The organism is Leucobacter aridicollis (genome assembly GCF_013409595.1).
Lineage (GTDB): Bacteria > Actinomycetota > Actinomycetes > Actinomycetales > Microbacteriaceae > Leucobacter > Leucobacter aridicollis.
Genome location: NZ_JACCBD010000001.1, coordinates 2545488 through 2568253, shown reverse-complemented (window position 1 = coordinate 2568253; position 22766 = coordinate 2545488). Strand labels below are relative to the sequence as shown.

Genomic DNA, 22766 nt, shown 5'->3' with positions numbered 1-22766 from the left:
AAGCTGGGGTCTGGGCTCCCCGCGCTAGAAGGCGTCGTAGACGAACCGACCATCGACGACGGTCGCGGCGATCGGGAGCGTCGCAAGCTCATCGGCGCTCGCCGCGACGGGGTCACCCGACCAGAGCGTGAGGTCTGCGAGCGCGCCGGGGGCGATGATCCCGCGGTCCTCATGCCCACGAGCGAGGGCTGGCCAGAGCGTGTAGGCGAGCAGCGCCTCCTCGCCAGTGAGCCGCTGGTCGGGCTCGAAGACGGGCGCGCCTGCGACGCCAGGGGTGCTGCGGCCGCGCGCCCACGCCATTCCGATGCGGGGGTCGTAGTGTGCGACCGGCCAGTCCGACCCGAGCGTGACCCGGGTGCCGGTGTTGAGGACGTCGCGCACCCGATACCCTGTCGCCGCGCGCTCGCCGAGCCGAACCGCCCAGTTGTCGCTGTCATCGCCCTCGCGCCACTGCATGTGCAGGGGTTGCATCGACGCGGTGACACCGGAGCCGGTGAGCTTCTCGAGATCCTCGTCAGCGAGTACCTCGAGATGCTCGATCGAGTGAACCCGTGCAGCTGCGTGCGCCGGGAGCTCGGCATACGCGTCGAGTACACGGTTCACGGCGAAGTCACCGACCGCGTGCGTCGCGATGATCATGCCGGCGTCATGGTACGCCCGTACAACCTCGCGGTAGCGGTTCCAGTCGGGCCAGAAGGCGTGCACGCCGTCGCCGCAGGTGTCTGGCTGGTGCAGCCAGGCGGTGCCGGTGTCGATGACGCCGTCGCTGAAGAGCTTGATGCCGTCGGACTCCCAGAGGCGGCCACGCCGATCCTTCGCCGCGATCACGCGCGCCACAGCGGCGTCGTCGTCGGTGACGGCGTGCCAGTGGTGCACGACGAGGCGATGGTCGAGCTCACCGCGCTGTTCGAGCTCCTCGATGAGGTCGACCGTGCGGGGCTTACCGTCCATGATCGCGCCGCCCGTGAGCCCCGCAGCGGCGAGCGTGCGGAACATGTCGCGGAGCGCATCACGTTCGGCCTCGTGAGACCGTGCCGGGACGGCGTTGAAGACGAGCTGGTAGGCGCTCGGCTCGCGCAGTTCGCCGGTGAGCGCACCCGACGCGTCGACGACGACCTCGGACATGTCCTCGAACACGGGGGCCGCTGTCACGCCGGCCGCGGTGAGGGCTGCGGCGTTCGCGAGCCCTGAGTGGAGGTCATAGAACATTGCGGCGAACGGCCGTCCGGCGACGGCGTCGTCGAACAGGTCGCCACGCACCCCAGTCGCCTCAAACGGCTCGAACTCGAGGTTCCAGCCAAGGACCCAGGCGTCGTCCGGCAGCGTGGCAGCATATGCTGCGACCGCCGCCTGCAGGTCTGCCACGGTCCCGAGCCCGCCGAGGTCGACGCCGCGGGTCACGTCGGCGGCCCAGTGCGGATGGGTGTGCGAGTCGAAGAGGCCGGGGGTCACCGTCGCGCCGCCCGCGTTGCGGACGGGATAGCCGGCGGCGAGGGCGAGCGCCTCAATCTCGGTGTCGTCACCGACCGCGGTGATCCTGCCGTGCTCGACGAGCAGCGCGGTCGCGCCAGCGTGGTGCGGGGTGTTCGTGATGAGGTGTGCGTCGATAAGCGCGAAGCCTGTCGGGGTGGGGAGCGTCATGAGCGCCTTCCTGCGGGTCGGAAATGGTGGGGCCGGGCGGGCACGCCGATGCTGACCTGCGCGCGGCGATTCCGGCGGAGTGTGGTGGGTACGGGGGAGGCCGCCGCTGCGCCTACGCGGCGATTCTGGATCGGCTCGCGCGGGGCGACCGCCACATCACGACCGTGCTGACCGCCGGGCTCGCGAGCTCGCACTGGTGCGAGAAGCCGAGCGCCTCGTACTGGCTCACATGCTGCGGGGTGCGTGCTTCGAAGGACGCGAGGGATCCTGCGTCGTCGATCTCGCGGAGCCTGTGCGAGACGAGAGCGGCCTCGATATCGGGCACCGTCGCGGGCCGGGCGCCGCGAGCGTGTGCCTGGGCTGTGCCGACGCCGATGAGGTGCCAGTACGGTTCGCTCGGGTGCTTGTCTGCGCAGGCCGCGTCGTGTGCCCCGAGCACCCGCAGGCCGCGGCGCCCGACACCGCGCAGGAGCACACCGGTCTTGGCGGGGAGCACGGGGAGCCAGCGTGAGACGTGTCCGGGGGCACGCCACAGGGCGACGCCAACAATACGGTCGTCTTCGAGTGCGACGTCGACCGTGCGGAGCCCGGTGCGGCGCATGTTCCAGACAAAATAGTCGGCGATCTTGCGCTGGCGGTGGAGGGTGCCGAGGGGGAGGAGCTGGGTGACGAGTGGCTCGTCCGTGAACGCCTCTGCGAGGACCTTCGCTGCTTCGCGCACTCTTTTAGGCTCAAGGGTACGAATTTCCAACTATCTCTCCTCTGTCGGACCCGCCATTGGGTCGAACCGGCGTTCGCAACCATGCTACTGCTCCGGCGCTCGGCGCGACTGAGTGCTGGGTGGGTGTCGCCGCGAGTGGGCCGAGGCGCGGGCCGCGCGACCCCGCAGTCTTGGCCTGGTCCGCACGACACAGGCGGGCCGGCCCACGATCCTGAAGGATCGAGGACCGGCCCGCGAGTGCGGTAGTCCGTGCCCTACGCGGCGAGACGCCTGCGGCTGCGGATGACGAGGTACGCGCCCGCGCCGGCGATTGCGGCCGCGCCCAGCGCGAGTCCTGCGACCGTGCCGCCGGTCGCGGCGAGGCCGTCTCCCTCGCCGCCGCTGCCGGGAGCGCCACCTGCTGGGTCGGTGCCAGCGCCGGTACCAGCGTTGGTGCCGGGCTTGGTGCCGGGGGTTTCCGTGCCGGTGCCAGGCTTCGTCCCGGGAGTCTCTGGCTCCGGCTTCTCCTCGGTCGGCGCCGCGGTCACCGTGACCGGCTGGCCGAGCTCGGTGCCGTCCGCGCGAATTGCGACGACAGTGTGCTCGCCGGCGGGGGTCGCGGCAGGAATCGTGAGCTCCTGCGAGAGCGCACCGGCGGCGTCAGCCGTCGCAGTGCCGAGATCCTGTGGCTCGGAGCGCAGCTCGAACGCGACGACCTCCTCTGGCGCGAATCCGGTGCCCGACGCTGTGACGGGCTTGCCCGCCTCGACGGTCGCGGCCGAGAGGCTCAGCTCCGCGGGCACCGCGGGCGCCTCGCCCTGGCTGACGCGCACCTGGTCGATAGCCCAGAACGCGGAGTTGTTGCCGCCGTACTCGAAGTGCAGGCTCGCGGTCTTCGGAAGGTCGCCGGTCTCCGACCGCGGCAGCTCCAGCGTGAAGCGCTCCACCTGGTTGACAGGGTTGAGACGGGTGCCGTCGCCGGGGTAGGTCACGAGCGTGTGCGGGGCGATGCCCGAGGCCTCATCAAACACGACCCTGACGATGGCCTTCTGCGGGCCGTCGACCGCGTAATCGGACACGAACGAGATGTCGAGCTCGGCCGCGCCGTTGAGCTCGTAGGCGGGGCTCTTCAGCGTCGAATCGAACATGTTGCCACCGCGGGGGCTTACGTCGGCCCACTCATCTGAGTCCGCGACAGCGAACACGTCGCGCGAGTAGACGTTGTTCTCGCGGAGCTGGCCGAGTTCGACGTTCGAGAAGAAGTCGTCGGTCATGAACGTCCAGCCGCTGAACTCCGGGGCGCCGCCGGAGGGCATCTTCGAGTTGTCGACGCTCCACCCCTCGGGGGTCGCAGCGGTCCAGCCGAGGAGGTCGGCCGGGCCCTTCTCCTGCACAGCGGGCTGCAGCTGGGGGCGCAGTGTGTCGAAGTCGTCGGGAACGAGTTCGTTCACGACGGAGCCGTCGAGGTCCCAGGCCGGGTCGTTCGCGATACCGACGTGCGAGAGCACCGTCGGGGCGATGTCAGTGACCTTGACGTCGTGGCGGACGGTGCCGGGGGCAAACAGCGAACCGTTCGCGGCGACAAAGGTCTTGCGCTCGAGCTTCGTTGAGCCACCGTGCCCGCCGGTCGGGGTGTGGCCGTGGTCGGACGTGACAACGACGAGCCAGTCCTCGGAGCCGTACGTCGGGCGCTGCTTGATCGCATTCACCATCTCGCCGATCTGGCCGTCCGCCTTCTGCAGCGCCTTACGGTACGCCTCAGAGCTCGAACCGGAGCTATGGCCCGCGCCGTCGACCTCGTCGAGATGCACGAAGACGTCGTCGGTGGCTGGCGCCGAGAGCGACGACACTACGGCCTGCGTGGTGAGCGTGTCGTTGCCGAACCTGCTGCGGCTGTCGACTGCCGCCCCGAAGATCGTCGTCGAGATGGGGCCCCACGTGCCGACAACCGTGGTGTTCCTGTCGGGGAGGTGCTGCTCGATGCGCGTGAGGTAGTCGGGGAACGCGCCGTAGTTCGGGCTCGTGAAGTTGTTGTCAACGACGCCGTGCTTGGGTGCCCAGACACCCGTCGCGATCGTCGACCACCCGGGACCCGACACCGTCGGCGACATGGGGGCGCCAGCGAGATTGCTCGTAGCGCTGAGCCCGCCAGCGCGCAGGGCGCTCACTGTCGGGGTGGTGCTGTCGGCCATGATGTCGAAGGAGGCGCCGTCGACGCCGATGACGAGCGTCTTGGGGGTCTTTGCCGTCGCTTGAACGGCGTCCTCGGCGAGAGCTGGGGACGCCGCCGTCGCGATGCCGGTCGCCCCGAGGAGGAGCGCGGCCGCCGCTGCGGTGATGTGAGTGTGCTTCAAGTCAGTCTCCTGGAAGTCGGATGGGTGCGCTGGCTAGCGTCCCGGAGACTGAGTTTTCCGCGGGAAAGTTGTCCATACAAGCGGATCGCCAGTTGTATTGACAACCTTCAAGTCTCGGCAAGTTGGCGTTCGCCTCCGCGATGACGGGCCGTAACTTTCGGGCGGAGAAATCTCAAAGAACGCGCTTGCAAAGATACCCTAGGGGGGTATATGGTTCTAGGTGTGGAGATACCCACATGGGGTATCCTGGTGAAGGAGGAACAAGCTATGGCTACAACCGAGTATCAGGTCACCGGAATGACGTGCTCCCACTGTGAGATGTCGATCCGCGAGGAAGTCGAACAGATTGCCGGCGTCACCGGCATCGAGGTGAGCGCAGTGACCGGCAAGCTTGCCGTGTCCGCAGCGGGCGCACTTGACGACGCGGCGGTGCTTGCCGCTGTCGAAGAAGCTGGGTACTCGGCGGTGCGCTCCTCATGAAGCCAGCAGCACGCCTCGCGCTCTACGGCGCCGGCCTGGTCGTGGCCTTCGGTGCCGCGTACGGGCTCGCCAGCGTGATCGTCCCAGCGAGCTTCGTTGCGGACTGGGTCGCAAGCGGCGAAGCGCACGATCCCGAGCAGACCGCGGACGAGAACTAGCCAATGCCACCCGCTGACACGCTCAGCGGGTGCAGGTGAGAATGAAGGAATTCGAAATGAGTACATCCGCGCTCCCCAGTGCACACTCCGGTGTCGAACTCGAGATCGGCGGCATGACGTGCGCATCGTGTGCGAACCGCATCGAGAAGAAACTCAACAAGCTCGACGGCGTCGTCGCGACCGTCAACTATGCGACCGAGAAAGCGAAGGTCACCGTTCCTGAAGGGTACGATCCGGAGCTGCTCATCGCGGAGGTCGAAAAGACCGGCTACACGGCGGTGATGCCGCAGCCCAAGAGCGCCAAGGGCGACACGGCGACGGGTAACGGGGGAGGTGAGGAAGACGCCGAGCTGACGTCGCTGCGCCACCGCCTGACCGGTTCGATCGTGCTCACCGTTCCGGTGATCGCGATGGCGATGATCCCGGCGCTCCAGTTCACCTACTGGCAGTGGGCATCGCTCGCGCTCGCAGCTCCCGTGATCGTGTGGGGGGCCTGGCCGTTCCACAAGGCAGCCTGGGTGAATCTTAAGCACGGCGCCGCGACGATGGACACCCTCATCTCGATGGGCACGTCGGCCGCGTTCCTCTGGTCGCTGTACGCGCTGTTCTTCGGCACCGCAGGCGTTCCAGGGATGACACACCCGTTCGAGTTCACGCTCGCCCCGTCGGACGGCGCGGCGAACATTTACCTCGAGGTCGGCGCCGGCGTCACCATGTTCATTCTCGCGGGCCGCTACTTCGAGAAGCGCTCGAAGAAGCAGGCTGGAGCAGCCCTTCGCGCCCTGCTTGAACTCGGCGCAAAGGAGGTCGCGGTGCTGCGCGGCGGTGTCGAGACTCAGATCCCTGTCGAAGACCTGCGCGTTGGCGACGAGTTCATCGTGCGCCCCGGGGAGAAGATCGCGACGGATGGCACGGTCGTCTCGGGGACCTCGGCCGTCGATGCGTCCATGCTCACCGGCGAGGCCGTCCCCGTTGAGGTCGCCGAGGACGACACCGTCACCGGCGCGACCACCAACGTTGGCGGGCGACTTGTCGTGCGCGCGACGCGGATCGGGTCGGACACGCAGCTCGCGCAGATGGCGCAGCTCGTTGAAGACGCGCAGACGGGCAAGGCCGAGGTGCAGCGGCTCGCTGACAGGATCTCGGGCGTCTTCGTGCCGATCGTGATCGTCGTCGCAGCCGTCACGCTCGGTGGCTGGCTCGGCGCCGGCTTCCCGGTCTCGGCCGCGTTCACCGCAGCCGTCGCCGTGCTCGTCATCGCCTGCCCCTGCGCGCTCGGGCTCGCAACTCCGACCGCGCTGCTCGTCGGCACGGGCCGTGGCGCCCAGATGGGCGTGCTCATCAAGGGTCCCGAGGTACTCGAGTCCACCCGCAAGGTCGACACTGTCGTCCTCGATAAGACGGGCACCGTCACGACCGGCAAGATGACGCTCGTCGACGTTGCGACCGAGCCCGGGGTCGACCGTGCGGAGCTCTTGCGGCTCGCGGGGGCGCTCGAGGATGCCTCGGAGCACCCGATTGCGCAAGCGATCGCAAAGGGGGCGACGCAGGAGGTCGGTACGCTGCCCATCGTTGAGGGCTTCGCGAACATCGAGGGCAAGGGCGTGCAGGGCGTCGTCGATGGGCACGCCGTGCTCGTCGGGCGCGACTCGCTCCTCGCTGAATGGTCGCTCCAGCTGAGCGGCGAGCTCGCCGCCACGAAGGCGCGCGCCGAGGGCGAAGGCAAGACCGTCGTCGCCGTGGGCTGGGATGGCCAGGCGCGAGGGATCCTGATCGTCGCCGACACCGTGAAGGACACGAGCGTCGAAGCGATTCGCCAGCTGAAGGCGCTGGGCCTGTCGCCCGTGCTGCTCACCGGCGACAACGAGGCCGTCGCTCGGCACATCGCCGCCGAGGTCGGGATCGATGAGGTCATCGCCGAGGTGCTGCCCAAGGACAAGGTCGACGTTGTGCAGCGGCTGCAGCGCGAGGGGAAGGTCGTCGCGATGATTGGCGACGGCGTGAACGACGCTCCCGCGCTCGCGCAGGCCGACCTTGGTCTCGCAATGGGCACGGGCGCGGACGTCGCGATCGAGGCCTCCGACATCACCCTGGTGCGAGGCGACCTGCGCAGCGCGGTCGACGCGATCCGTCTCTCACGGAAGACGCTCAGCACAATTAAGACGAACCTCTTCTGGGCGTTCGCCTACAACGTCGCAGCGATCCCCGTCGCGGCGCTCGGCATGCTGAACCCGATGCTCGCCGGTGCGGCGATGGCGCTTTCGAGCGTCTTCGTGGTCGGCAACAGCCTGCGCCTGCGCGGCTTCAAGAGCACCGCCGTCTAGCGGCACACCCGCACGAACTACCTGAACCGAACGACGTCTCGAAAGGACACCTCATGACCGAACAGACACTCCCGACAGCGAGCTGCTGCGGCGGCGGCGCGAAGGCGACCGCGGTTGCGGCCGAGGGGCGCACCGACCTGCTCGGCGGGAGCGCCGCCGACGCAGAGATGACGACCTGCCCCGTGATGGTCGGCAGCCCGGTGAACAAGGCGAAAGCCGTCGAAGCAGGGCTCTACCGCGACTTCGAGGGCGAGCGCTACTTCTTCTGCTGCGCCGGCTGCGGCCCAGCGTTCGATGCTGACCCCGCGAAGTACGCGGCGAACATGGCGTAACGGTCACTCCCGGATCGCCTGAGAAGGGCCTGTGGAAACACAGGCCCTTTTGCGTGTCGTGCGAAAGAATGGCGGACACCTTCCGGCGAGCAGCCGGTTCGCGACTACGGGAAAGGGGACCCGCATGGATACCGCAGCACCCACCTCAACCGACTATGACCTCATTGTCATCGGCGCCGGTCCGGTCGGCGAGAACGTCGCCGACTACGCGGTCGGCCCCAACCTGCGTGTCGCGATCATCGAAGCTGAACTCGTCGGTGGTGAGTGTTCGTACTGGGCCTGCATGCCATCGAAGGCGCTGTTGCGCAGCGGCCACGCCATCCGGGCCGCGGGGCGGCTCCCGGGGGCGCGCGAGGCGGTCACGGGCGACCTTGACGCCGCCGCCGTGCTCGCGCGGCGCGACGCCTTCACCAGCAATTGGGATGACTCCGGCCAGGTCGAGTGGGTTGCCGCGGATGGAATTGACCTCATTCGGGGGTTCGGTGAAATCGTCGGGGACGGGCGCGTGCGCGTCGGGGAGCGCACCTTATCGGCCAGGGCTGTCGCGCTCGCGACCGGATCGGTGCCGACGCTGCCGGATATCCCGGGCCTCGCGGAGGCACGCGCATGGGGAACGCGGGAGGCGACCTCAACCGAAGAGGTGCCGCAGAGCCTCATCATCCTCGGCGGAGGCGTGGCGGGCACCGAGATGGCATTCGCATTCGCCGCGCTCGGAACCAGCGTGACGCTGCTCTCGCGCGGCGCGCTGCTCGGGCGTGAAGAGCCGTTCGTTGGCGCGATGCTTGCCTCCGCGCTCGCCGCCGAGGGCGTTGACGTTCGGATTGGTGACGACCCCGTGCGCGTTGACCGAGGCGCCGACGGCAACGTCTCGGTTGAGCTCGCCGGTGGCGCGACCGTGCGGGCCGCCGAGCTCCTCGTCTCGACCGGACGCCGCCCGGCGACCTCGGGCCTCGGCCTCGAGACCGTTGGCCTCGACGACACGCTGACGGTCGACGACACCATGCTCGTTGCTGGCACCGACTGGCTCTACGCCGTCGGGGACGTGAACGGCCGCGCGCTGCTCACGCACCAGGGCAAATATCAGGCGCGCGCGGCCGGTCAGGCCATCGCCGCGCGGCTCGCTGGCGGACAGGTGCACGATGGCGCGTGGGAAGCCCATGCGGCGTCGGCGGATCACGTTGCCGTGCCGCGGGTGGTGTTCTCGGACCCGGAGGTTGCCGCGGTTGGGCTCACCGAGGCGCAGGCGCGCGAGGCCGACCTCGAGTTCAGAACGGTCGAGTACGACATGGGCCAGGTTGCCGGGGCGAAGCTCCACGCGGACGGCTACGTTGGCCGGGCCAAGCTCGTGATCGACCACGCGCGCGGCGTGATCGTTGGCGCGACGTTCGTCGGGCAGGACGTCGCGGACCTTGTGCACGCGGCGACGATCGCGATTGTGGGGGAGGTTCCGATGGACCGGCTGTGGCACGCGGTGCCGGCATACCCGACGATCAGCGAGGTATGGCTGCGGCTCCTCGAAACGTACCGAAGCGAGGCGGCGTAACGGGTGTCGCGCGGTGGCGTGCAGCCCTGAGCGAAACAATCCCTACAGGATACCCGGAGGGGGTATCCTGTAGGGAGCGGCGAGTCGCCGCGGCTGAGGAGGGGGCAATCGTGGACGCAGTGCAGGACACGCATGAGAGCACGCACGGATACATCACCGACAAGGAGAAGTATCTGCAGCGCCTGAAGCGCATCGAGGGTCAGGCGCGGGGCATCTCGCGCATGGTCGACGAGGAGAAATACTGCATCGACATCCTCACTCAGATCAGCGCGCTCACGAGCGCGCTCCAGGCGGTCGGTCTCGGCCTGCTCGACGATCACCTGTCGCACTGCGTCGTGGACGCCGCCCGCAAAGACGGGCCGGAGGCGCAGGAGAAGCTCAAGGAGGCGAGCGACGCGATCGCCCGCCTCGTGAAGTCCTAGGCGGCCGCGGTGGGGGAGCAGGCCGCCGCGTAGACTGCACGCATGTCTACACGCGATGTGCCCGAGCAGATTGGGGACCTGCCACGGATCGGCCGGCCTGCGACCTCGGCGCTCCTGCTGGCAGGGGTATCGACGCTCGCCGAGGTGCGCGAGCTTTCGCGAGCGGAGTTGCTGTCGTTGCACGGGGTGGGCCCGAAGGCAGTGCGAATCCTCGAGGCGGCGCTCGCCGAGCATGGCCAGACGCTCAGGCAGTGACGCGGAGACGCGAGGATGCAGTGACCCTGGCTGGCTAGCCGGTCGCAGTCGGAGCGACAAACCTGCGAACGGGCTCGCGCCGCTCGAATCCGAGGCGCTCGTAGATCCCGGCGCCGTCGGGTGACGCGGTGAGGATCGCGTGACGCGCACCATGGCTGCGCCCGACTGCGAGCGCCGCCGCCGTGAGCTGGCTGCCGATCCCGCGCCTGCGGTGCGACGCCACCGTGACGATGTGCTCGACGGCGAGAGTTCTCCCGGCGACGACGGCCGCGCCGCAACCGACGGCGACGCCGTCGACCTCTGCAAGCAGGTGGTGCACGGTGCGGTTCGCGCCGAGCCCCGCCGACGCGAGGGCGCGAAGCGTCGCCGGGTTTGGGGCCTCGCCTCTCCAGACCTCCTCCCAGACGGCGAGGTCGCGCTCGGTTTCGACGCGGCGAACGGTGGCCGGCCCCGGTCGCGCCGCGGTGGGTTCCCCTGAGCCGCTGCCGAAGGCGAGCGTCATGATGGGCTCCTCCTCGACGAACTCAAAGCCGCGCGCACGGAGCTGCGCCTCGACATCGAATTCGGGTCGCTCGGGCCACGAATGCCACAGCGCGGGAACGCCAGCAAGCTCGGTTCCCGCGGCGTTCAAATCTGCCGACGTGGCGTAGAGCATTCCGTTGAGTTCCTCATGCGGGGCGCCTGTTCGGAACCAGGCGAGCCGCTCGGACTGGAACGAGCTGGCCGCGCGGGCGAGGTGGGTATCTACGTACAGCGAGAACGCGTCTGGGGCTTCGATGGGCGGCACCTTCCTCTCGGCGGGAGTCTACCGGTAGCGCCGCGATGGGCGGGCGAACCCGGCCTGCTACTGGAGAAACTCGGCGCGGTTCAGCGCGTTGCTGTCGCTTGAGGTCGCCACCTGAAATGTCACCGTGTCGGGCAGGTACCTGTCTTCGCCGAACTCGATGGGGGCGCCGCCGCGCGTGAAGCTCACGCGCCGGACCCGGAGGAGCGGGCTCGACCTGCGGATCCCGAGTAGCTCGGCGTCGGCGCTCGACGCGGGGATCGCGTCGATCGAGTGCTCGGCGTGGGCGGTGTCGACACCGAACTGCGTGCGCAGCGTCTCGACGACGGATGCTTCGTCGTCGGGGATGCTTGCGATCTTGTCGGCGATCCACTCGGGGTAGCAGGTGCGCTCAAGCATGACGGTGCGGCCGTCGAGCGAGCGCGTGCGCGTCACCCGGATGACCCGGGAGCTCGGAGCCACGCGGAGGCGGCGCGCCTCGCTCTGAGACGCCTCGCCGAACTCCGCGAGCCGCACGAGACCTCCGGGAGTCATCCCCTTGCTGCGTGCCCACTGCGCGAACGAGCGCAGCTCGGCGAACGACTGGTTCTGTCTGCTGGAGCGGACGACCCAGCCCGACCCCTGCACGGGGGCGACGAGGCCGCGGCCCTCGAGCGCAGCGAGCGCGTTGCGCACTGTGCCGCGTGCGGCGCCGTAGTGCTGGCTCAGCCTCGATTCCGACGGCAGCGTCGTTCCGGGGGCGAACTCGCCGTCAACGATGCGCGCGAGGAGGTCGCGCATAATCGCCGTGTGCGAGCGTGTGGAATCGGCCGTCATGCTGTCAGCGTACGCCCGGAAAACGGCGCCGGTGGACAGCCGTTCACAGCTGTCCCGCCCTGTGGCGACTGAGCGCTCAGTGTTCAGGTGTCGTTCACTATTTCGTTGCGAACTGCATACCTGGTCACGGGGTAATGATCAGGTGATTCAGCAGCCAACCTCACCGCACTCAGGCACCGCGCTCGGCGCCGTATTGTTCGACCTTGACGGCACGCTCGTTGACAGCGAGCGGAGCTGGCTTGAGGCGATCCGGGCAGCCCTCGCCGCGAGCACCGGGGAAGCCCCCGACGAGCTTGTCGCGGAGTTCGAAGGGGTCGCCGTTGACGAGGCCGGTCGCCGACTGGTCGAGACGCACGGCCACGCCGGCACGCCCGAGGAGGTTGCCCGCCTGCTTGAGGCGCGTTCAATCGCTGCCTTCTCCGGAAACCTGCGCTGGCTCGCCGGCGCCGAGGAGGCCCTGCACCGGCTGCGCGTCGCCGGGACGCCGATCGGGCTCGTGACGAGCTCGACGCGAACCTGGGTCGAGGCAGTTGACAGCCTCGCTGGCCTCGGCCGCTTCGACACCGTCGTCACCGCCGATGACGTGCCGAAGACGAAGCCCGAACCCGAGCCGTATGCGCGTGCTGCCCGAGCGCTCGGCGTCTCGCCGGCGAATTGCGTCGCGTTCGAGGATTCCGAGGTCGGCATCCGCTCCGCGCGATCCGCCGGCTGCACCGTCGTGCGCGTGGGGGAGCCGCGGCCCGAACTCGATCTCCTCGCCGACGTGACGATCGCGAGCTTCGCGGGCGTCACTACCGACTGGATCGCCGCGCTGACGCGGCGCCACCGGCTCACAGATTCCATCCGACTCACACCGATTCACACTCACTCGCTTTGAAAGGCACACCGTGAAGAAGAACACACTCACCCGCGGGCTCGCGCTCGTCGCAGGCATCACGCTCATGGGCACCCTCGCCGCCTGTTCGGCAGGGCCCGCAGACGAAGGCGCGAGCGCATCCGAGGGGTTCGCGAAAGACGCTGACACGCTCGTCATGGGTATGGTCCCCGACCAGCAGTCCGTCGAGAATACGTTCCAGCCGCTCGTCGACTACATCGCCGCAAAAACCGGGAAGAAAGTTGAGCTCATCCAGTCGACCGACTACGCAGCGCTCGTCGAGGCCTCGATTGCGGGCCGCATCGATATCGGTAGCTTCTCTGGCTTCACCTACGTTGCCGCAACGAACGGCGGCGCCGAGCTCGCGCCGCTCGGCGTGACGGTCACGAAGGAGGGCGAAGAGCCCGGCTACGAGTCGCTCACCGTCGTGCCGAAGGGCTCAGACATCGCGTCGATCGCCGACCTGAAGGGCCACAAGGTGTGCTTCGTCGACCCCGGCTCGACGTCCGGCTACCTCTACCCGAGCGCCGAGCTGCTCGCGGCCGGCATCGACCCTGAGAAAGACATCACGCCGGTCATGGCGGGCGGGCACGACGCTTCCGCGCAGAAGACCGCGCAGGGCGTCGAGTGCGAGGCCGGGTTCGCCGAGGACGCGGTCGTCGAGACGACGGGCATCGCCGACGGCCTGTTTGCCGAGGGCGACCTCGAAGTCATCAACCGCGTGACCGTGCCCGGCGCGCCGATCGTGATGTCGACGAAGCTTCCCGCCGACACGCAGACGGAGCTGCAGGACGTCATGAAGGACCTGACGCTCGCAGACATCGAAGCCGAGGGTATCGAGGTCACCGACGCGTTCAAGGCGTTCTTCTACGAGCTCGTCCCGGTCGAGGACTCGTACTACGACAGCGTCCGCAAGGTCTGTGAGCAGACCGGCGCGGCGCAGTGCCAGCCGTAACACCCCCTGGGGGTTCGGCCGTCATCGGCCGAACCCCGCCCCACCCCGCCGCGTAGCTCCTGGAGTCTGACCCTCATGCATCATTCCGCCGCCATCCAGCTCGATACTCTCACGAAGCGCTACGGCACGACCGTCGCGCTCGACGACGTCACCCTCGACATCGCTCCGGGGGAGCGGACGGTTCTTCTCGGCCTTTCGGGGTCGGGGAAGTCGACGCTCCTCCGCCACCTGAACGGGCTCGAACGGGCCGACTCGGGGAGCGTTTCAGTGCTCGGCGTGCACGTCGACGCCGCCCGCGGGCGCGCGCTCAGGCAGCTGCGCAGCAGGGTCGGCTTCGTCTTCCAGCAGTTCGAGCTCGTCGGGCCGAGAACGGTGCTCGAGAACGTGCTCACGGGGGCGCTCTCGGAGTTGCGCGGCCCTCGGCTCGGGCTCTTCGCCTACCCCAAGGCGCTCCGCATCCGAGCCGCCGAGCTGCTCGCCGAGGTCGGGCTCGAGGAACGTGCGTTCCAGCGCGCCGACACGCTCTCGGGCGGGCAGCAGCAGCGCGTCGCGATCGCCCGCGCCCTCATGCAGGAGCCCGAGATCTTGCTTGCTGACGAGCCCGTCGCCTCGCTCGACCCCGAGTCGTCACAGCAGATCATGGCGCTCATCCAAGAACTCGCCGAGCGGCGGAACCTCACGGTCGTGTGCAGCCTGCACCAGGTCGACCTCGCGCTCGGGTGGGGGAGCCGTATCGTCGGGCTCCAAACTGGAAGGGTCGTGCTCGACGCCCCAGCGAGCGACCTCGACGAGGCGTCGGTCATGGCGATCTACAAGCGCGGCGCCGACGTCAAGCGCGCCGACAGCGCCGGGGAAACCCAGCGCGCTCCCCAGCCCGAGCTCAGCGGGGCGGCGGCGTGACCGCGATCATCACCCCCGTCCGCCTGGCAGCCCGGACGGGCGCGAAGCTCCCGCTCCCGTCGAGGAACGCGCTCACCGCCGGGGCCCTGCTCCTCGCTCTTCTTGCGGTCGGGCTGTGGTCGCTCTCTGGCGTGGGGCTGTCGTGGCAGCAGATCGCCCGCGGCGTCGACTACGCGGGCAGCTTCCTCGCACGGGCGGTACCGTTCGTGTGGCCTTCCATCCCCGAGATCCTCTGGCTCTCGGCCCTCACACTCGCGATCGTGTTCTGCGGCACAGCGATGGCAGCGATTATCTCGATCCCGGTCGCGTACCTCGCGGCGCGCAATACGACGCCGACTCGCTTGGGTGGCGCGCTCGGGAGGTTCCTCGGGGTTGCTACCCGCGCGGCTCCCGACGCAATCATGGCGATGATCTTTGCAATGGTGATTGGCCAGGGCGCGCTCGCGGGCGTCCTCGCCCTCGGGATCCACTCGGTCGGCATGATCAGCAAACTCACCGCCGACGCGATCGAGCAGGTCCCCGACGGGCCCCGCCTTGCGCTGCGCGCGGCGGGGGCCACGAAATCGCAGGAGTTCTGGGGAGCGGTCTGGCCGCAGATACTCCCGGCCTTCATCGCGATCGTGCTGCACCGCGCAGACATCAATCTCCGGGTGTCCGTGATCCTCGGGTTCGTCGGCGTCGCGGGGCTCGGCCAGCAACTCAGCATCGCGATGCAGACCCTGAACTATCGCGAGGCGCTGCCGTTCGCGATCATCATTTTCGTGCTCTGCGTCGCCTTCGAGATCGTCTCGGCGCTCATCCGCCGCTTTCTCCTCGGCGCGCCGGTCGCGCGCCGTACGCTCGCGCACCGTTTCGTGCGCGCGCTTCCCGGCGCCGAGGCAGGTGCAGGGCAGAACGCTGGCCCCTCCGGGCAGTCTGCGACGAAAGGTCGCTCGCTCGGCCGCGCGGCGGGTGCCGGTCGGGTGCCGTGGACGGCAGACCGACTGAAATCGTCAGCGCTCGTCTGGGGCACCGCGACCCTCATCGGCGTCTCGATCGCGCTTGCGGCGACCCAGGAGAGCAGCTTCGCGAACTTCTGGAAGAACCTCGGCATCGCCGCGGCGCGGCTCTGGCCGCCGGCGCTGCCGCCCGAGAAGTGGGAAGCGACGGCGGTCGCGCTCACGGAGACCGTGCAGATCGCCTTTGCGGCGACACTCCTGGCGCTCGTCGGGTCCCTGATCCTCGGCGTGTTTTCTGCGCGAAACGTCGCCCCGAATCCCGCGGTGCGCGGCGCCTCGCGGTTCGCGCTCGTCGTGATCCGCGGGCTCCCCGAGCTGCTGCTCGCGCTCTTCTTCATCATTCTCACCGGCCTTGGCCCCGGCGCCGCCGTACTCGCGCTCGCCATCGGCGGTGTTGGCCTGCTTGGCAAGCTGTTCGCGGACTCGATCGAGGAGGTCGACCGCGGCCCCGAGGGCGCCCTCAAAGCAGTCGGCGCGACGCGCACGCAGGTCTTTACCGCGGCGACCTTTCCGCAGGCGACGCCCGCGCTCGTCGGGCACACGCTCTACCTGCTCGACACCAACATCCGCTCAGCGACGGTGCTCGGCATCGTCGGCGGCGGCGGCATCGGCTACATGCTGTCGAGCGCCGCACGCATCAACCAGCACGAGCTCCTCGCCCTGCTGCTCTGCGTGCTCGTGATCGTGTTCGCGGTTGAGGGTCTCGCCTCCTGGCTCAGGCGGCTCATCGCCTAACCCCGTCGCCCACCGAAGGCGCATCAGACCCACTCGCTGTTTCTCCCACATCACCCTCCCCGGTGGTGGGCCGCCCCCTGCCCGCCACACCTCTGAAAGGAACCCCATGTTTAACTCCGAACGCACACCGAGCGTGCCCGCGTGCCTCACACGAGGGCCGCGCAAGGCGCCGCGCACTGCGCTGCTCGGAAGTGCCATCGCGGCGATGACCGCAGTGGCGCTGCTAGCCCCAACGCTCCCAGCCCAGGCGGCGCCGACCGCAGCGCCGACCGCGGCACCCGCGGGAGCGCCAGCCGAGGCGATGACTCAGGCCCGAATCGACGCTGCGAACGACGCCTACAACGGGGCGGCGGCGACGCTCGAGTTCATCACGATGTCTGACACCGAGCTCGGCGGCACCGCCACCGCTGAAAAAACCTCGGAGCAGGTCGCGTACGAGGGCATCCAGCCCCACTTCAAGAGCATCACCGACTGGGCGACGGCGAAGGGCTTCACCCCCAAAGCCGTCGTCGACAACGGTGACGTCGTGGGCGCAAACGACCCCGAGTACTCCGCGCACCTGCGCGGCGACTCAGAGAAGGTCGCCGGCTGGTACCGTGCCGTCGAGCGGGTGATGCGCGAGAGCTTCCCCGACGCCAACGTGCTGCTCACTCAGGGCAACCACGACATTGCCGACCTCATGGGGAAGACGTTTGACGAGGCGCGCGCCGACCGCGCCGGCGACAGCGCCCCGGAGTGGTTCTACCCGCGGGCTGAGAGCGACTACGTCAGCAACTTCCACACGAAGGTTGAGGACATCGACTTCATCGGGCTTGACTACAACGGTAAGCACACGTTTGGGTACACCGGCCAGCGCACCGGCTACCAGGAGTACCTCAAGCAGACGCTCGCGGGCATCGCGGCGAAGCCCGACTACGACCCGAAGAAGCCGATCTTCGTGTCGATCCACAGCGGCTACGCGGGCACCTCGCTCGGCGGCCCGTTCCACGGCGACTACGACATGGCGGGCCCCGAGCTGCAGCGCATCCTCGCCGACTACCCGCAGGCCGTGCTCGGCTCGGCCCACACCCACTTCTCGTCGAACCCCGAGACGAGCATCTACCAGAAAGACTTCACGGTCTACGAGAACGCCTCGATGAACTACATCTACCAGGATGTGCCGGGGGACTTCATCGGCGGCGGCTACTTCGACGGCAACCAGGGAGACGCGGCGAAGGGTGTGCCGCAGAAGAGCGCCAACTTCGTGACGGTGCTCGAAGACGGCAGCACCGTAATTCGCCGCTTCGACGTCACCCACAAGCGCTGGCTCGGCATGCCGTGGGTTGTCGACACTACGAAGGGCAAAGCCGGCTTCACCTACACGAGCGACAAGCGCAGCAAGATTGCGCCGTGGTGGGACAGCGCGGCCGTCACCGCGCGCGAAGTGACCGAGACGTCAGCGACGATCGGGTTCGAGCAGGCGAAGGACGACGAGCTCGTCAACTACTACGAGGTGCAGATCACCGACCAGGCGGGCAACCCCGTCGCGTTCACTGCGAACCAGGTGCCCGACTTCGGCGCGAAGAAGTCGAAAGCATTCACCGGCAGCTTCAAAGCCTACTCACGCTTCTACATGAGCCCGAACACGATGGGCTTCGACATCGGCGGGCTCGACGCTGCGAAGACGTACACGGTGAACGTGTTCGCGTTCGACGACTTCCAGAACAAGTCCGAGGCGCTCACAGGCACGTTCCGCACGGCGGGTACGCTCGTGTTCCCCGACTTCCCTGCAACCGGGGCGGAGGCACCCGGCGGCGAGTTCTTGAACCTCGCGTTCGAGGGCGACCTGAGCGATGCGGGCACTGCCGCAGGGGTGGCACCGAAGGCGGCACCGGTCGGTTCAGTGAGCTACGTTCCTGCCGACCGAAACGGCGCCGCGGGGCAGGCGGTGCGCATCGGGGCCGGGGCTGGCAGCTACGTCGACCTTGGTTCAAGGCCCGAGTTCGACCTCGGCACCGACAGCGACCTCACGATGAGCTTCTGGACGAAGGTCACGAGCGTCGGCGGCTACGGCGCCATCATCAGCAACAAGAACTGGAGCAACTTCTACCGCTCGGGCCTCAACGTGGCGCCACAGGGCGGAGACACCGGCAAGCTCGAGTTCACCCTCGGCGATGACAAGAACGGCGTCTACGCGACGGGTGACGTCACGAACTACAAGAACTCGTGGCACCACATGGCGTTTACCGTCGACCGCGAGCGCAACACGGCGAGCACCTACATGGACGGCCAGCTCGTGAAAGAGGCGAGCATCGAGTCGATCGGGAGCCTCACGAGCGGCCTGAACATGCTCATTGGCGTGGACGCGGGCAAGAGCTACGGCGTCGGCCTCGACATGGACGACCTGAAGATGTGGGACTCGGCGCTCACCCCTGACGAGATCGCGGCGCTGCACGGCGCCGACGACACCGGGGCTGAGACCGATGCGCTCACACGGGCCGTCGACTACTCGGCTGAGTTGCTCACCGCCAACGAGAGCGCGGCCGCAAACGGCCGCGTGTTCGACGAGGCGCTCACGGAAGCGCTCACCGCAGCCGTCAAACAGGCGCGCGCGGCGCTCGGAGCGGCGGCGCCGACCGAAGCTGACCTGCGCGCGAGCTACGATTCACTGCGCGCGGCGGTCACCGCGGTTGAAGATCAGCCGGTGCGGTTCACCTATGCCGCCCGCGCGACGAACGGCGCAGTGACCCCGGCCGAGGGAATCGCGGATCTCGGTGGCGAGCTGCGGCTCGCGCTCGAGCCCGCCGCCGGGTACACCGCGGTCGACCCGGTTGTCGCTGTCGAGGGGGCCGAGGGCTTCGCGGTCGAGGGCACGGAGCTCGTGCTGCGAGACGTGCAGGGGCGCGTGAGCGTCGACATTGAGTTCGCGAAGGTCGTTGACGGTGGCCCGGGCGACGGCGGTCCCGGAGATGGCGGCCCCGGCGACGACGGCCCGGGTGATGGCGGCAATGGCCATGGCGGCCCGGGCTCCGGAACCGGCTCAGGTGACGATAGCTCAGGCAGCACGGGTGCAGGCCCCCGCGCGGACATCGCCGCGACCGGCGGTGCATCCGCGACGGTCTGGGCGCTGACCGGCCTTGCCTCGGCGCTCACGGTCGCGGCCGGCATCGTGCTCGCGCTGCGAGCCCGCCTGCGCCGCCAGTAGGGCCGCGCACACGAGAGGGGCGGTGGGGGATCAAGCGATCCCCACCGCCCCTCTCGCGCTGCAACACGGTGCCGGGCACGCCCGGCGTGAGCCGGCTAGGCTGCCGCGCGCTCGCGTGTTGCGCGCAACGCCCAGTAGCCCGCGAGCAGCGCCCCAAGCCCGAGCCAGCCTAGACCGATGAGCTGCGCGTTCACGTTCGCGTTCCAGAGCGCGTACCCGAGTACGGCGGTGCCGATGATCGGGGAGACCCAGTGGAGGAAGACGTTGCGGCCCGCGGCCCTGAGACCGAAGTGGACGATGACGGCGATGTTGAGCAAGATGTACGCGGTGAGCGCGCCGAACGTGACGAGCGTCGTGAGGAGCTCTTGTTCGGTCGTGCCAAGAATGCCGACAACGAGCGAGAGCCCCGCGATGAGCAGCATCGCGTTGCGTGGAACCTGGCGATCACTGACGCGCGCGAAGACACGAGGCAACTGGCCGTCGCGGGCCATGCTGTAGACCAGGCGGCTCGAGGTCGCCTGCGAGGCGATCGAGTTGGCGAAGATCGCGATGAGGGCAGAGGTGAGGGTGATGAGGATCTTGAACCACGGCCCGATGATCTCGCCGGCGATGTTGTAGAACGCGTTGTTCGTCGCGTCACCCGACGCAAACGTCGTGCCGGTTGGGACGAACAGGGCGGCCAGGTAGACCTGCACGACGAACAGGAACGTCACCGCGATGAGCACGATGATTGTTGCGCGAGAGACCGTCGCGCCCCCGCCCTTCGCCTCCTCGTTCAGCGTTGAGATCGCGTCAAAACCGATGAAGCTCAGCGCTGCGATCGGGATGGCCCCGAACACGATCGCCCACGAGAACTCCTGCGCCTGGAAGATGGGCGCCAGCGAGAATTCCGCGCGCCCCTCGGCGACGGCGACGAGCGCCCCGACGACGAAGATCGCGAGGACGACAACCTGGATCGCCAGGAAGATCTTGTTCATGCCCGCCGTGAGCGTGATGCCGCGCAAGTTGATTGCCGCAGCGAGCACGACGAACACGATAATCCAGACGAACTCGGGTACGCCCGGCACGACGGTCACCATCGCGGCCGCTGCGAATACGGAGAGCAGCGCAGGCAGAAGAAGATAGTCGAGCAGAATCGCCCAGCCAGCGATGAACCCGAAAAACCGGTTGATGCCGAGACGAACGTACGAGTACACGGAGCCGGCGACCGGGAAGCGCTTCGCCATCTCCTTGTAGCTGAGCGCGCTGAAGAGCATCGCGAACGCGGCGACCAGGTAGACGAGGGCAGGCATGCCGCCCGAGAAGTTGTAGATGATGCCGAAGACGGCGAGCGGTGCCATCGGCACCATGTAGATGAGGCCGTAGACGACGACGTCGAGCAGCGACATCGACCGCTTGAGCTCTTGGGCGTACCCGAGGTCCTCGAGCGAGGTAGCGCCCTCGGGGGCGTCAGTGGGGGAGGCGTGCGTCATTGCAGTGTGCTTTCTGTAAGGGGTGGTTAGTTGTTGCGCAGAAAGGCTCTGAGCTCTGCGAGATAGGGGCCGGGCTGTTCAAGGTGCACCGAGTGAGTCCCCCCGGGGAACACGTGTACTGAGCTGTTGCTATTCAGCGCAGCGAACGCACGGATGGTTTCGGGGCGGGCCTCGTCGTCGGCCCCTGTCAGCCACAGGTTCGGGACGGTGAGGTCGCGCACGACGCCGGAACGGTCTTCGTCGCGAAGGTTGCCGGTCTGGGTGAACTCGTTCGGGCCCCACATGGTGTTGTAGGCCAGCGCGTTTTGGCCGGCGTCTGACTCCTGGATCGGCGTCGGCCACGGTTCGATGTTGCAAAAGTGGCGCCTGTAGAACTCGGCCTCCGCCGCGGCGTAGCCGGCGTGTTCAGGCCCCGCTGCGATGGCTGCCTGGTGGGCTGTGGGAAGCTTGGCGATGAGTATCGCGGCGTCTGCGACCCACCGCTTCGTGTCGACGAGGGGGCTCGCCAACGTCAGCGAAGCTGCGCGATGAGGGTGCGCCTCGTGGAATGCGAGCGCAAGCATGCCGCCCCACGAGTGACCGTAGAGGTGAAAACGGTCGAATCCGAGGTGACGGGTGAGCCTGTCGAGGTGGTCAACGTGCGCGTCGACTGTCCAGGCAGTGTTGTCGCCCGCCGCGTCGGAGCGCCCGCAACCGATCTGGTCGTAGCGGAGCACCGGGCGGTCTGCTGAGAGTGCGTCGAGCGGCGCGAGATAGTCGCTCGGCGACCCGGGCCCACCGTGGAGCAGGACGATGGGCAGCGGTGCGGGCCTGGTGTCGGCGGTGGGCTGCGCCGGGCTGGTGAGCTGGTACCAGAGGCCGCCGTGCGGGGTGGGGGCGAGGCCGTTCTCGACAGTGGTGGAGGCGGTGGGGCCGTGCGGCACAGGAACTCCTTTGATCGTGATAGACACATCATTGCACAAAAGGTTCCATCATGAGACCTTTTGGGTGTGGGTTAATGGAGCTATGGCATTCGAGGCGGAACAGCGTGGTGGGCGGCAGCTCGTCTCTACTCGCGTGGAGACCGGGCCGGCGCAGACGCTCGCTGACGAGATTGCTGACAGGCTCGTTACGGCACTTGCCGTGGGGGACTATCTTCCTGGCGCTCGCCTCCCGGCGGAGCGCGAGCTTGCGGCCATGCTCGGCGTCGGTCGAGTGACCGTGCGCGCAGCAATTGAGCGGCTCGTGGGGCTCGGGCTCATTCGCAAGCAGCAGGGTCGCGGTGGTGGCAACTTCGTCGTCGAGCCCACGACTGACGAGGCCCGCGCGTCGATCGCGAGGGTGCTCTCGGCAACGTGGGATCGGCTGATTGATCAACACGAAGCGCAAACGTGGATGCACGGAGCGATCGCGGCGGCCGCGGCAGATAGGCGCAGCGAGACGGACATCGAGGTGCTCCGCGAGCGCCTCGCAGGGTATCGTGACGCCGAGTCCGGTCGCGCCGCCCAAAAGGCCGACGAGGCGTTTCACCTCGCGATCACCGAGGCTGCTCACAGCCCCGCGCTCGCCGGGCTGTTGTTCTCGCTCGAGTCCCAGATCCACCTCTCCGCGCCGGCGCACCCGTGGGGGAGTGAACGTGGCCGGCGCGATATGGAAGCGCGAGCGCTTCGCGACCACGAGCTCCTGTTCGATGCGATTTCGGCGGGCGATTCGCCCCGCGCGCACGAGGTTGGGAGGGTGCACGCGCGAATCAACCGTGAGCACCTCGAGAACGCGCTCCGCGACGCCCGGGCAAGCGGCGCGGTGACCTGACCAAGCGACCTGTTCGCCCGCCGCAAAAATAACTTGCACAGCAATGTG

At 68.3% G+C, this 22766-nt stretch carries 20 protein-coding genes; 13 read left to right on the top strand and 7 right to left on the bottom strand.

All coding sequences use genetic code 11. From position 1 onward, the window contains the following. Positions 1–24: 24 nt before the first annotated feature. From BJ960_RS11925 to BJ960_RS11915, 3 genes are all read right to left on the bottom strand, one after another. Positions 25–1641 carry an amidohydrolase gene (locus tag BJ960_RS11925; protein ID WP_185987437.1) on the bottom strand — a complete coding sequence of 539 codons (1617 nt, stop codon included), beginning with the start codon at positions 1639–1641 and terminating at the stop codon, positions 25–27. A 112-nt stretch (positions 1642–1753) separates the two neighbouring features. After that, the gene (locus BJ960_RS11920; protein ID WP_185987436.1) at positions 1754–2362 is read right to left on the bottom strand and encodes a hypothetical protein; all 609 of its coding nucleotides are present in this window, start codon (positions 2360–2362) and stop codon (positions 1754–1756) included. Positions 2363–2616: 254 nt separating this feature from the next. Continuing rightward, positions 2617–4695 carry an alkaline phosphatase family protein gene (locus BJ960_RS11915; RefSeq protein ID WP_185987435.1) on the bottom strand — a complete coding sequence of 693 codons (2079 nt, stop codon included), beginning with the start codon at positions 4693–4695 and terminating at the stop codon, positions 2617–2619. Positions 4696–4962: 267 nt separating this feature from the next. On the opposite strand from BJ960_RS11915, the gene BJ960_RS11910 reads away from it, so the two are divergent. From BJ960_RS11910 to BJ960_RS11880, 7 genes are all read left to right on the top strand, one after another. Then, complete coding sequence (locus tag BJ960_RS11910; protein WP_185987434.1) at positions 4963–5175, top strand: heavy-metal-associated domain-containing protein; 213 nt, start codon at positions 4963–4965, stop codon at positions 5173–5175. Beyond that, positions 5172–5333 carry a hypothetical protein gene (locus tag BJ960_RS11905; protein ID WP_185987433.1) on the top strand — a complete coding sequence of 54 codons (162 nt, stop codon included), beginning with the start codon at positions 5172–5174 and terminating at the stop codon, positions 5331–5333. Before BJ960_RS11910 ends, BJ960_RS11905 begins: the two co-directional genes overlap by 4 nt. A gap of 56 nt (positions 5334–5389) precedes the next feature. After that, complete coding sequence (locus tag BJ960_RS11900; RefSeq protein ID WP_185987432.1) at positions 5390–7657, top strand: heavy metal translocating P-type ATPase; 2268 nt, start codon at positions 5390–5392, stop codon at positions 7655–7657. A gap of 53 nt (positions 7658–7710) precedes the next feature. Further along, positions 7711–7989, top strand: coding sequence for a YHS domain-containing protein (locus BJ960_RS11895; RefSeq protein WP_121077699.1), 279 nt, complete (start codon positions 7711–7713; stop codon positions 7987–7989). A gap of 124 nt (positions 7990–8113) precedes the next feature. Then, positions 8114–9532: a dihydrolipoyl dehydrogenase family protein gene (locus tag BJ960_RS11890; RefSeq protein WP_185987431.1), complete on the top strand. Its 1419-nt coding sequence runs from the start codon at positions 8114–8116 to the stop codon at positions 9530–9532. A 110-nt stretch (positions 9533–9642) separates the two neighbouring features. Next, complete coding sequence (locus tag BJ960_RS16775) at positions 9643–9954, top strand: metal-sensitive transcriptional regulator (protein ID WP_147429843.1); 312 nt, start codon at positions 9643–9645, stop codon at positions 9952–9954. A gap of 42 nt (positions 9955–9996) precedes the next feature. Continuing rightward, entirely contained in the window at positions 9997–10209 is a 213-nt protein-coding gene (locus BJ960_RS11880; protein ID WP_185987430.1) for a helix-hairpin-helix domain-containing protein, read from the top strand. Between the two features lie 34 nt (positions 10210–10243). Here the strand turns inward: BJ960_RS11880 and BJ960_RS17215 are convergent, their stop codons facing one another. Both BJ960_RS17215 and BJ960_RS11870 read right to left on the bottom strand, forming a co-directional pair. Then, the gene (locus BJ960_RS17215) at positions 10244–10996 is read right to left on the bottom strand and encodes a GNAT family N-acetyltransferase (RefSeq protein ID WP_185987429.1); all 753 of its coding nucleotides are present in this window, start codon (positions 10994–10996) and stop codon (positions 10244–10246) included. Between the two features lie 57 nt (positions 10997–11053). After that, positions 11054–11809, bottom strand: a complete 756-nt coding sequence (locus BJ960_RS11870; RefSeq protein WP_237463455.1) for a GntR family transcriptional regulator — start codon at positions 11807–11809, stop codon at positions 11054–11056. A gap of 142 nt (positions 11810–11951) precedes the next feature. Here BJ960_RS11870 and BJ960_RS11865 point away from each other — a divergent pair, with 142 nt between their 5' ends. From BJ960_RS11865 to BJ960_RS11845, 5 genes are all read left to right on the top strand, one after another. After that, the gene (locus BJ960_RS11865; RefSeq protein WP_185987428.1) at positions 11952–12686 is read left to right on the top strand and encodes an HAD family hydrolase; all 735 of its coding nucleotides are present in this window, start codon (positions 11952–11954) and stop codon (positions 12684–12686) included. Between the two features lie 10 nt (positions 12687–12696). Further along, positions 12697–13638, top strand: a complete 942-nt coding sequence (locus tag BJ960_RS11860) for a phosphate/phosphite/phosphonate ABC transporter substrate-binding protein (RefSeq protein ID WP_307814590.1) — start codon at positions 12697–12699, stop codon at positions 13636–13638. A 75-nt stretch (positions 13639–13713) separates the two neighbouring features. Continuing rightward, complete coding sequence (gene phnC / locus BJ960_RS11855; protein ID WP_185987427.1) at positions 13714–14538, top strand: phosphonate ABC transporter ATP-binding protein; 825 nt, start codon at positions 13714–13716, stop codon at positions 14536–14538. Continuing rightward, on the top strand, positions 14535–16271 hold the full coding sequence (locus BJ960_RS11850; RefSeq protein ID WP_185987426.1) for a PhnE/PtxC family ABC transporter permease: 1737 nt from the start codon (positions 14535–14537) through the stop codon (positions 16269–16271). Before phnC ends, BJ960_RS11850 begins: the two co-directional genes overlap by 4 nt. A gap of 106 nt (positions 16272–16377) precedes the next feature. After that, a complete protein-coding gene (locus BJ960_RS11845; RefSeq protein ID WP_185987425.1) occupies positions 16378–19455 on the top strand; it encodes a LamG domain-containing protein in 3078 nt (1025 codons plus the stop codon). Positions 19456–19550: 95 nt separating this feature from the next. Here BJ960_RS11845 and BJ960_RS11840 read toward each other — a convergent pair whose 3' ends face one another. Both BJ960_RS11840 and BJ960_RS11835 read right to left on the bottom strand, forming a co-directional pair. Further along, on the bottom strand, positions 19551–20927 hold the full coding sequence (locus BJ960_RS11840; RefSeq protein WP_185987424.1) for an APC family permease: 1377 nt from the start codon (positions 20925–20927) through the stop codon (positions 19551–19553). Positions 20928–20953: 26 nt separating this feature from the next. Continuing rightward, a complete protein-coding gene (locus tag BJ960_RS11835) occupies positions 20954–21850 on the bottom strand; it encodes a proline iminopeptidase-family hydrolase (protein ID WP_185987423.1) in 897 nt (298 codons plus the stop codon). An 82-nt stretch (positions 21851–21932) separates the two neighbouring features. Here BJ960_RS11835 and BJ960_RS11830 point away from each other — a divergent pair, with 82 nt between their 5' ends. Continuing rightward, the gene (locus BJ960_RS11830) at positions 21933–22718 is read left to right on the top strand and encodes a FadR/GntR family transcriptional regulator (RefSeq protein WP_185987422.1); all 786 of its coding nucleotides are present in this window, start codon (positions 21933–21935) and stop codon (positions 22716–22718) included. Positions 22719–22766: the final 48 nt, after the last annotated feature.

Coding starts and splice junctions, on each gene's coding strand:
- BJ960_RS11925 (WP_185987437.1), bottom strand. CDS start 1,641: ATGACGCTCCCCACCCCGACAGGCTTCGCGCTTATCGACGCACACCTC.
- BJ960_RS11910 (WP_185987434.1), top strand. CDS start 4,963: ATGGCTACAACCGAGTATCAGGTCACCGGAATGACGTGCTCCCACTGT.
- BJ960_RS11905 (WP_185987433.1), top strand. CDS start 5,172: ATGAAGCCAGCAGCACGCCTCGCGCTCTACGGCGCCGGCCTGGTCGTG.
- BJ960_RS11900 (WP_185987432.1), top strand. CDS start 5,390: ATGAGTACATCCGCGCTCCCCAGTGCACACTCCGGTGTCGAACTCGAG.
- BJ960_RS11895 (WP_121077699.1), top strand. CDS start 7,711: ATGACCGAACAGACACTCCCGACAGCGAGCTGCTGCGGCGGCGGCGCG.
- BJ960_RS11890 (WP_185987431.1), top strand. CDS start 8,114: ATGGATACCGCAGCACCCACCTCAACCGACTATGACCTCATTGTCATC.
- BJ960_RS11880 (WP_185987430.1), top strand. CDS start 9,997: ATGTCTACACGCGATGTGCCCGAGCAGATTGGGGACCTGCCACGGATC.
- BJ960_RS11870 (WP_237463455.1), bottom strand. CDS start 11,809: ATGACGGCCGATTCCACACGCTCGCACACGGCGATTATGCGCGACCTC.
- phnC (WP_185987427.1), top strand. CDS start 13,714: ATGCATCATTCCGCCGCCATCCAGCTCGATACTCTCACGAAGCGCTAC.
- BJ960_RS11845 (WP_185987425.1), top strand. CDS start 16,378: ATGTTTAACTCCGAACGCACACCGAGCGTGCCCGCGTGCCTCACACGA.
- BJ960_RS11840 (WP_185987424.1), bottom strand. CDS start 20,927: ATGACGCACGCCTCCCCCACTGACGCCCCCGAGGGCGCTACCTCGCTC.
- BJ960_RS11830 (WP_185987422.1), top strand. CDS start 21,933: ATGGCATTCGAGGCGGAACAGCGTGGTGGGCGGCAGCTCGTCTCTACT.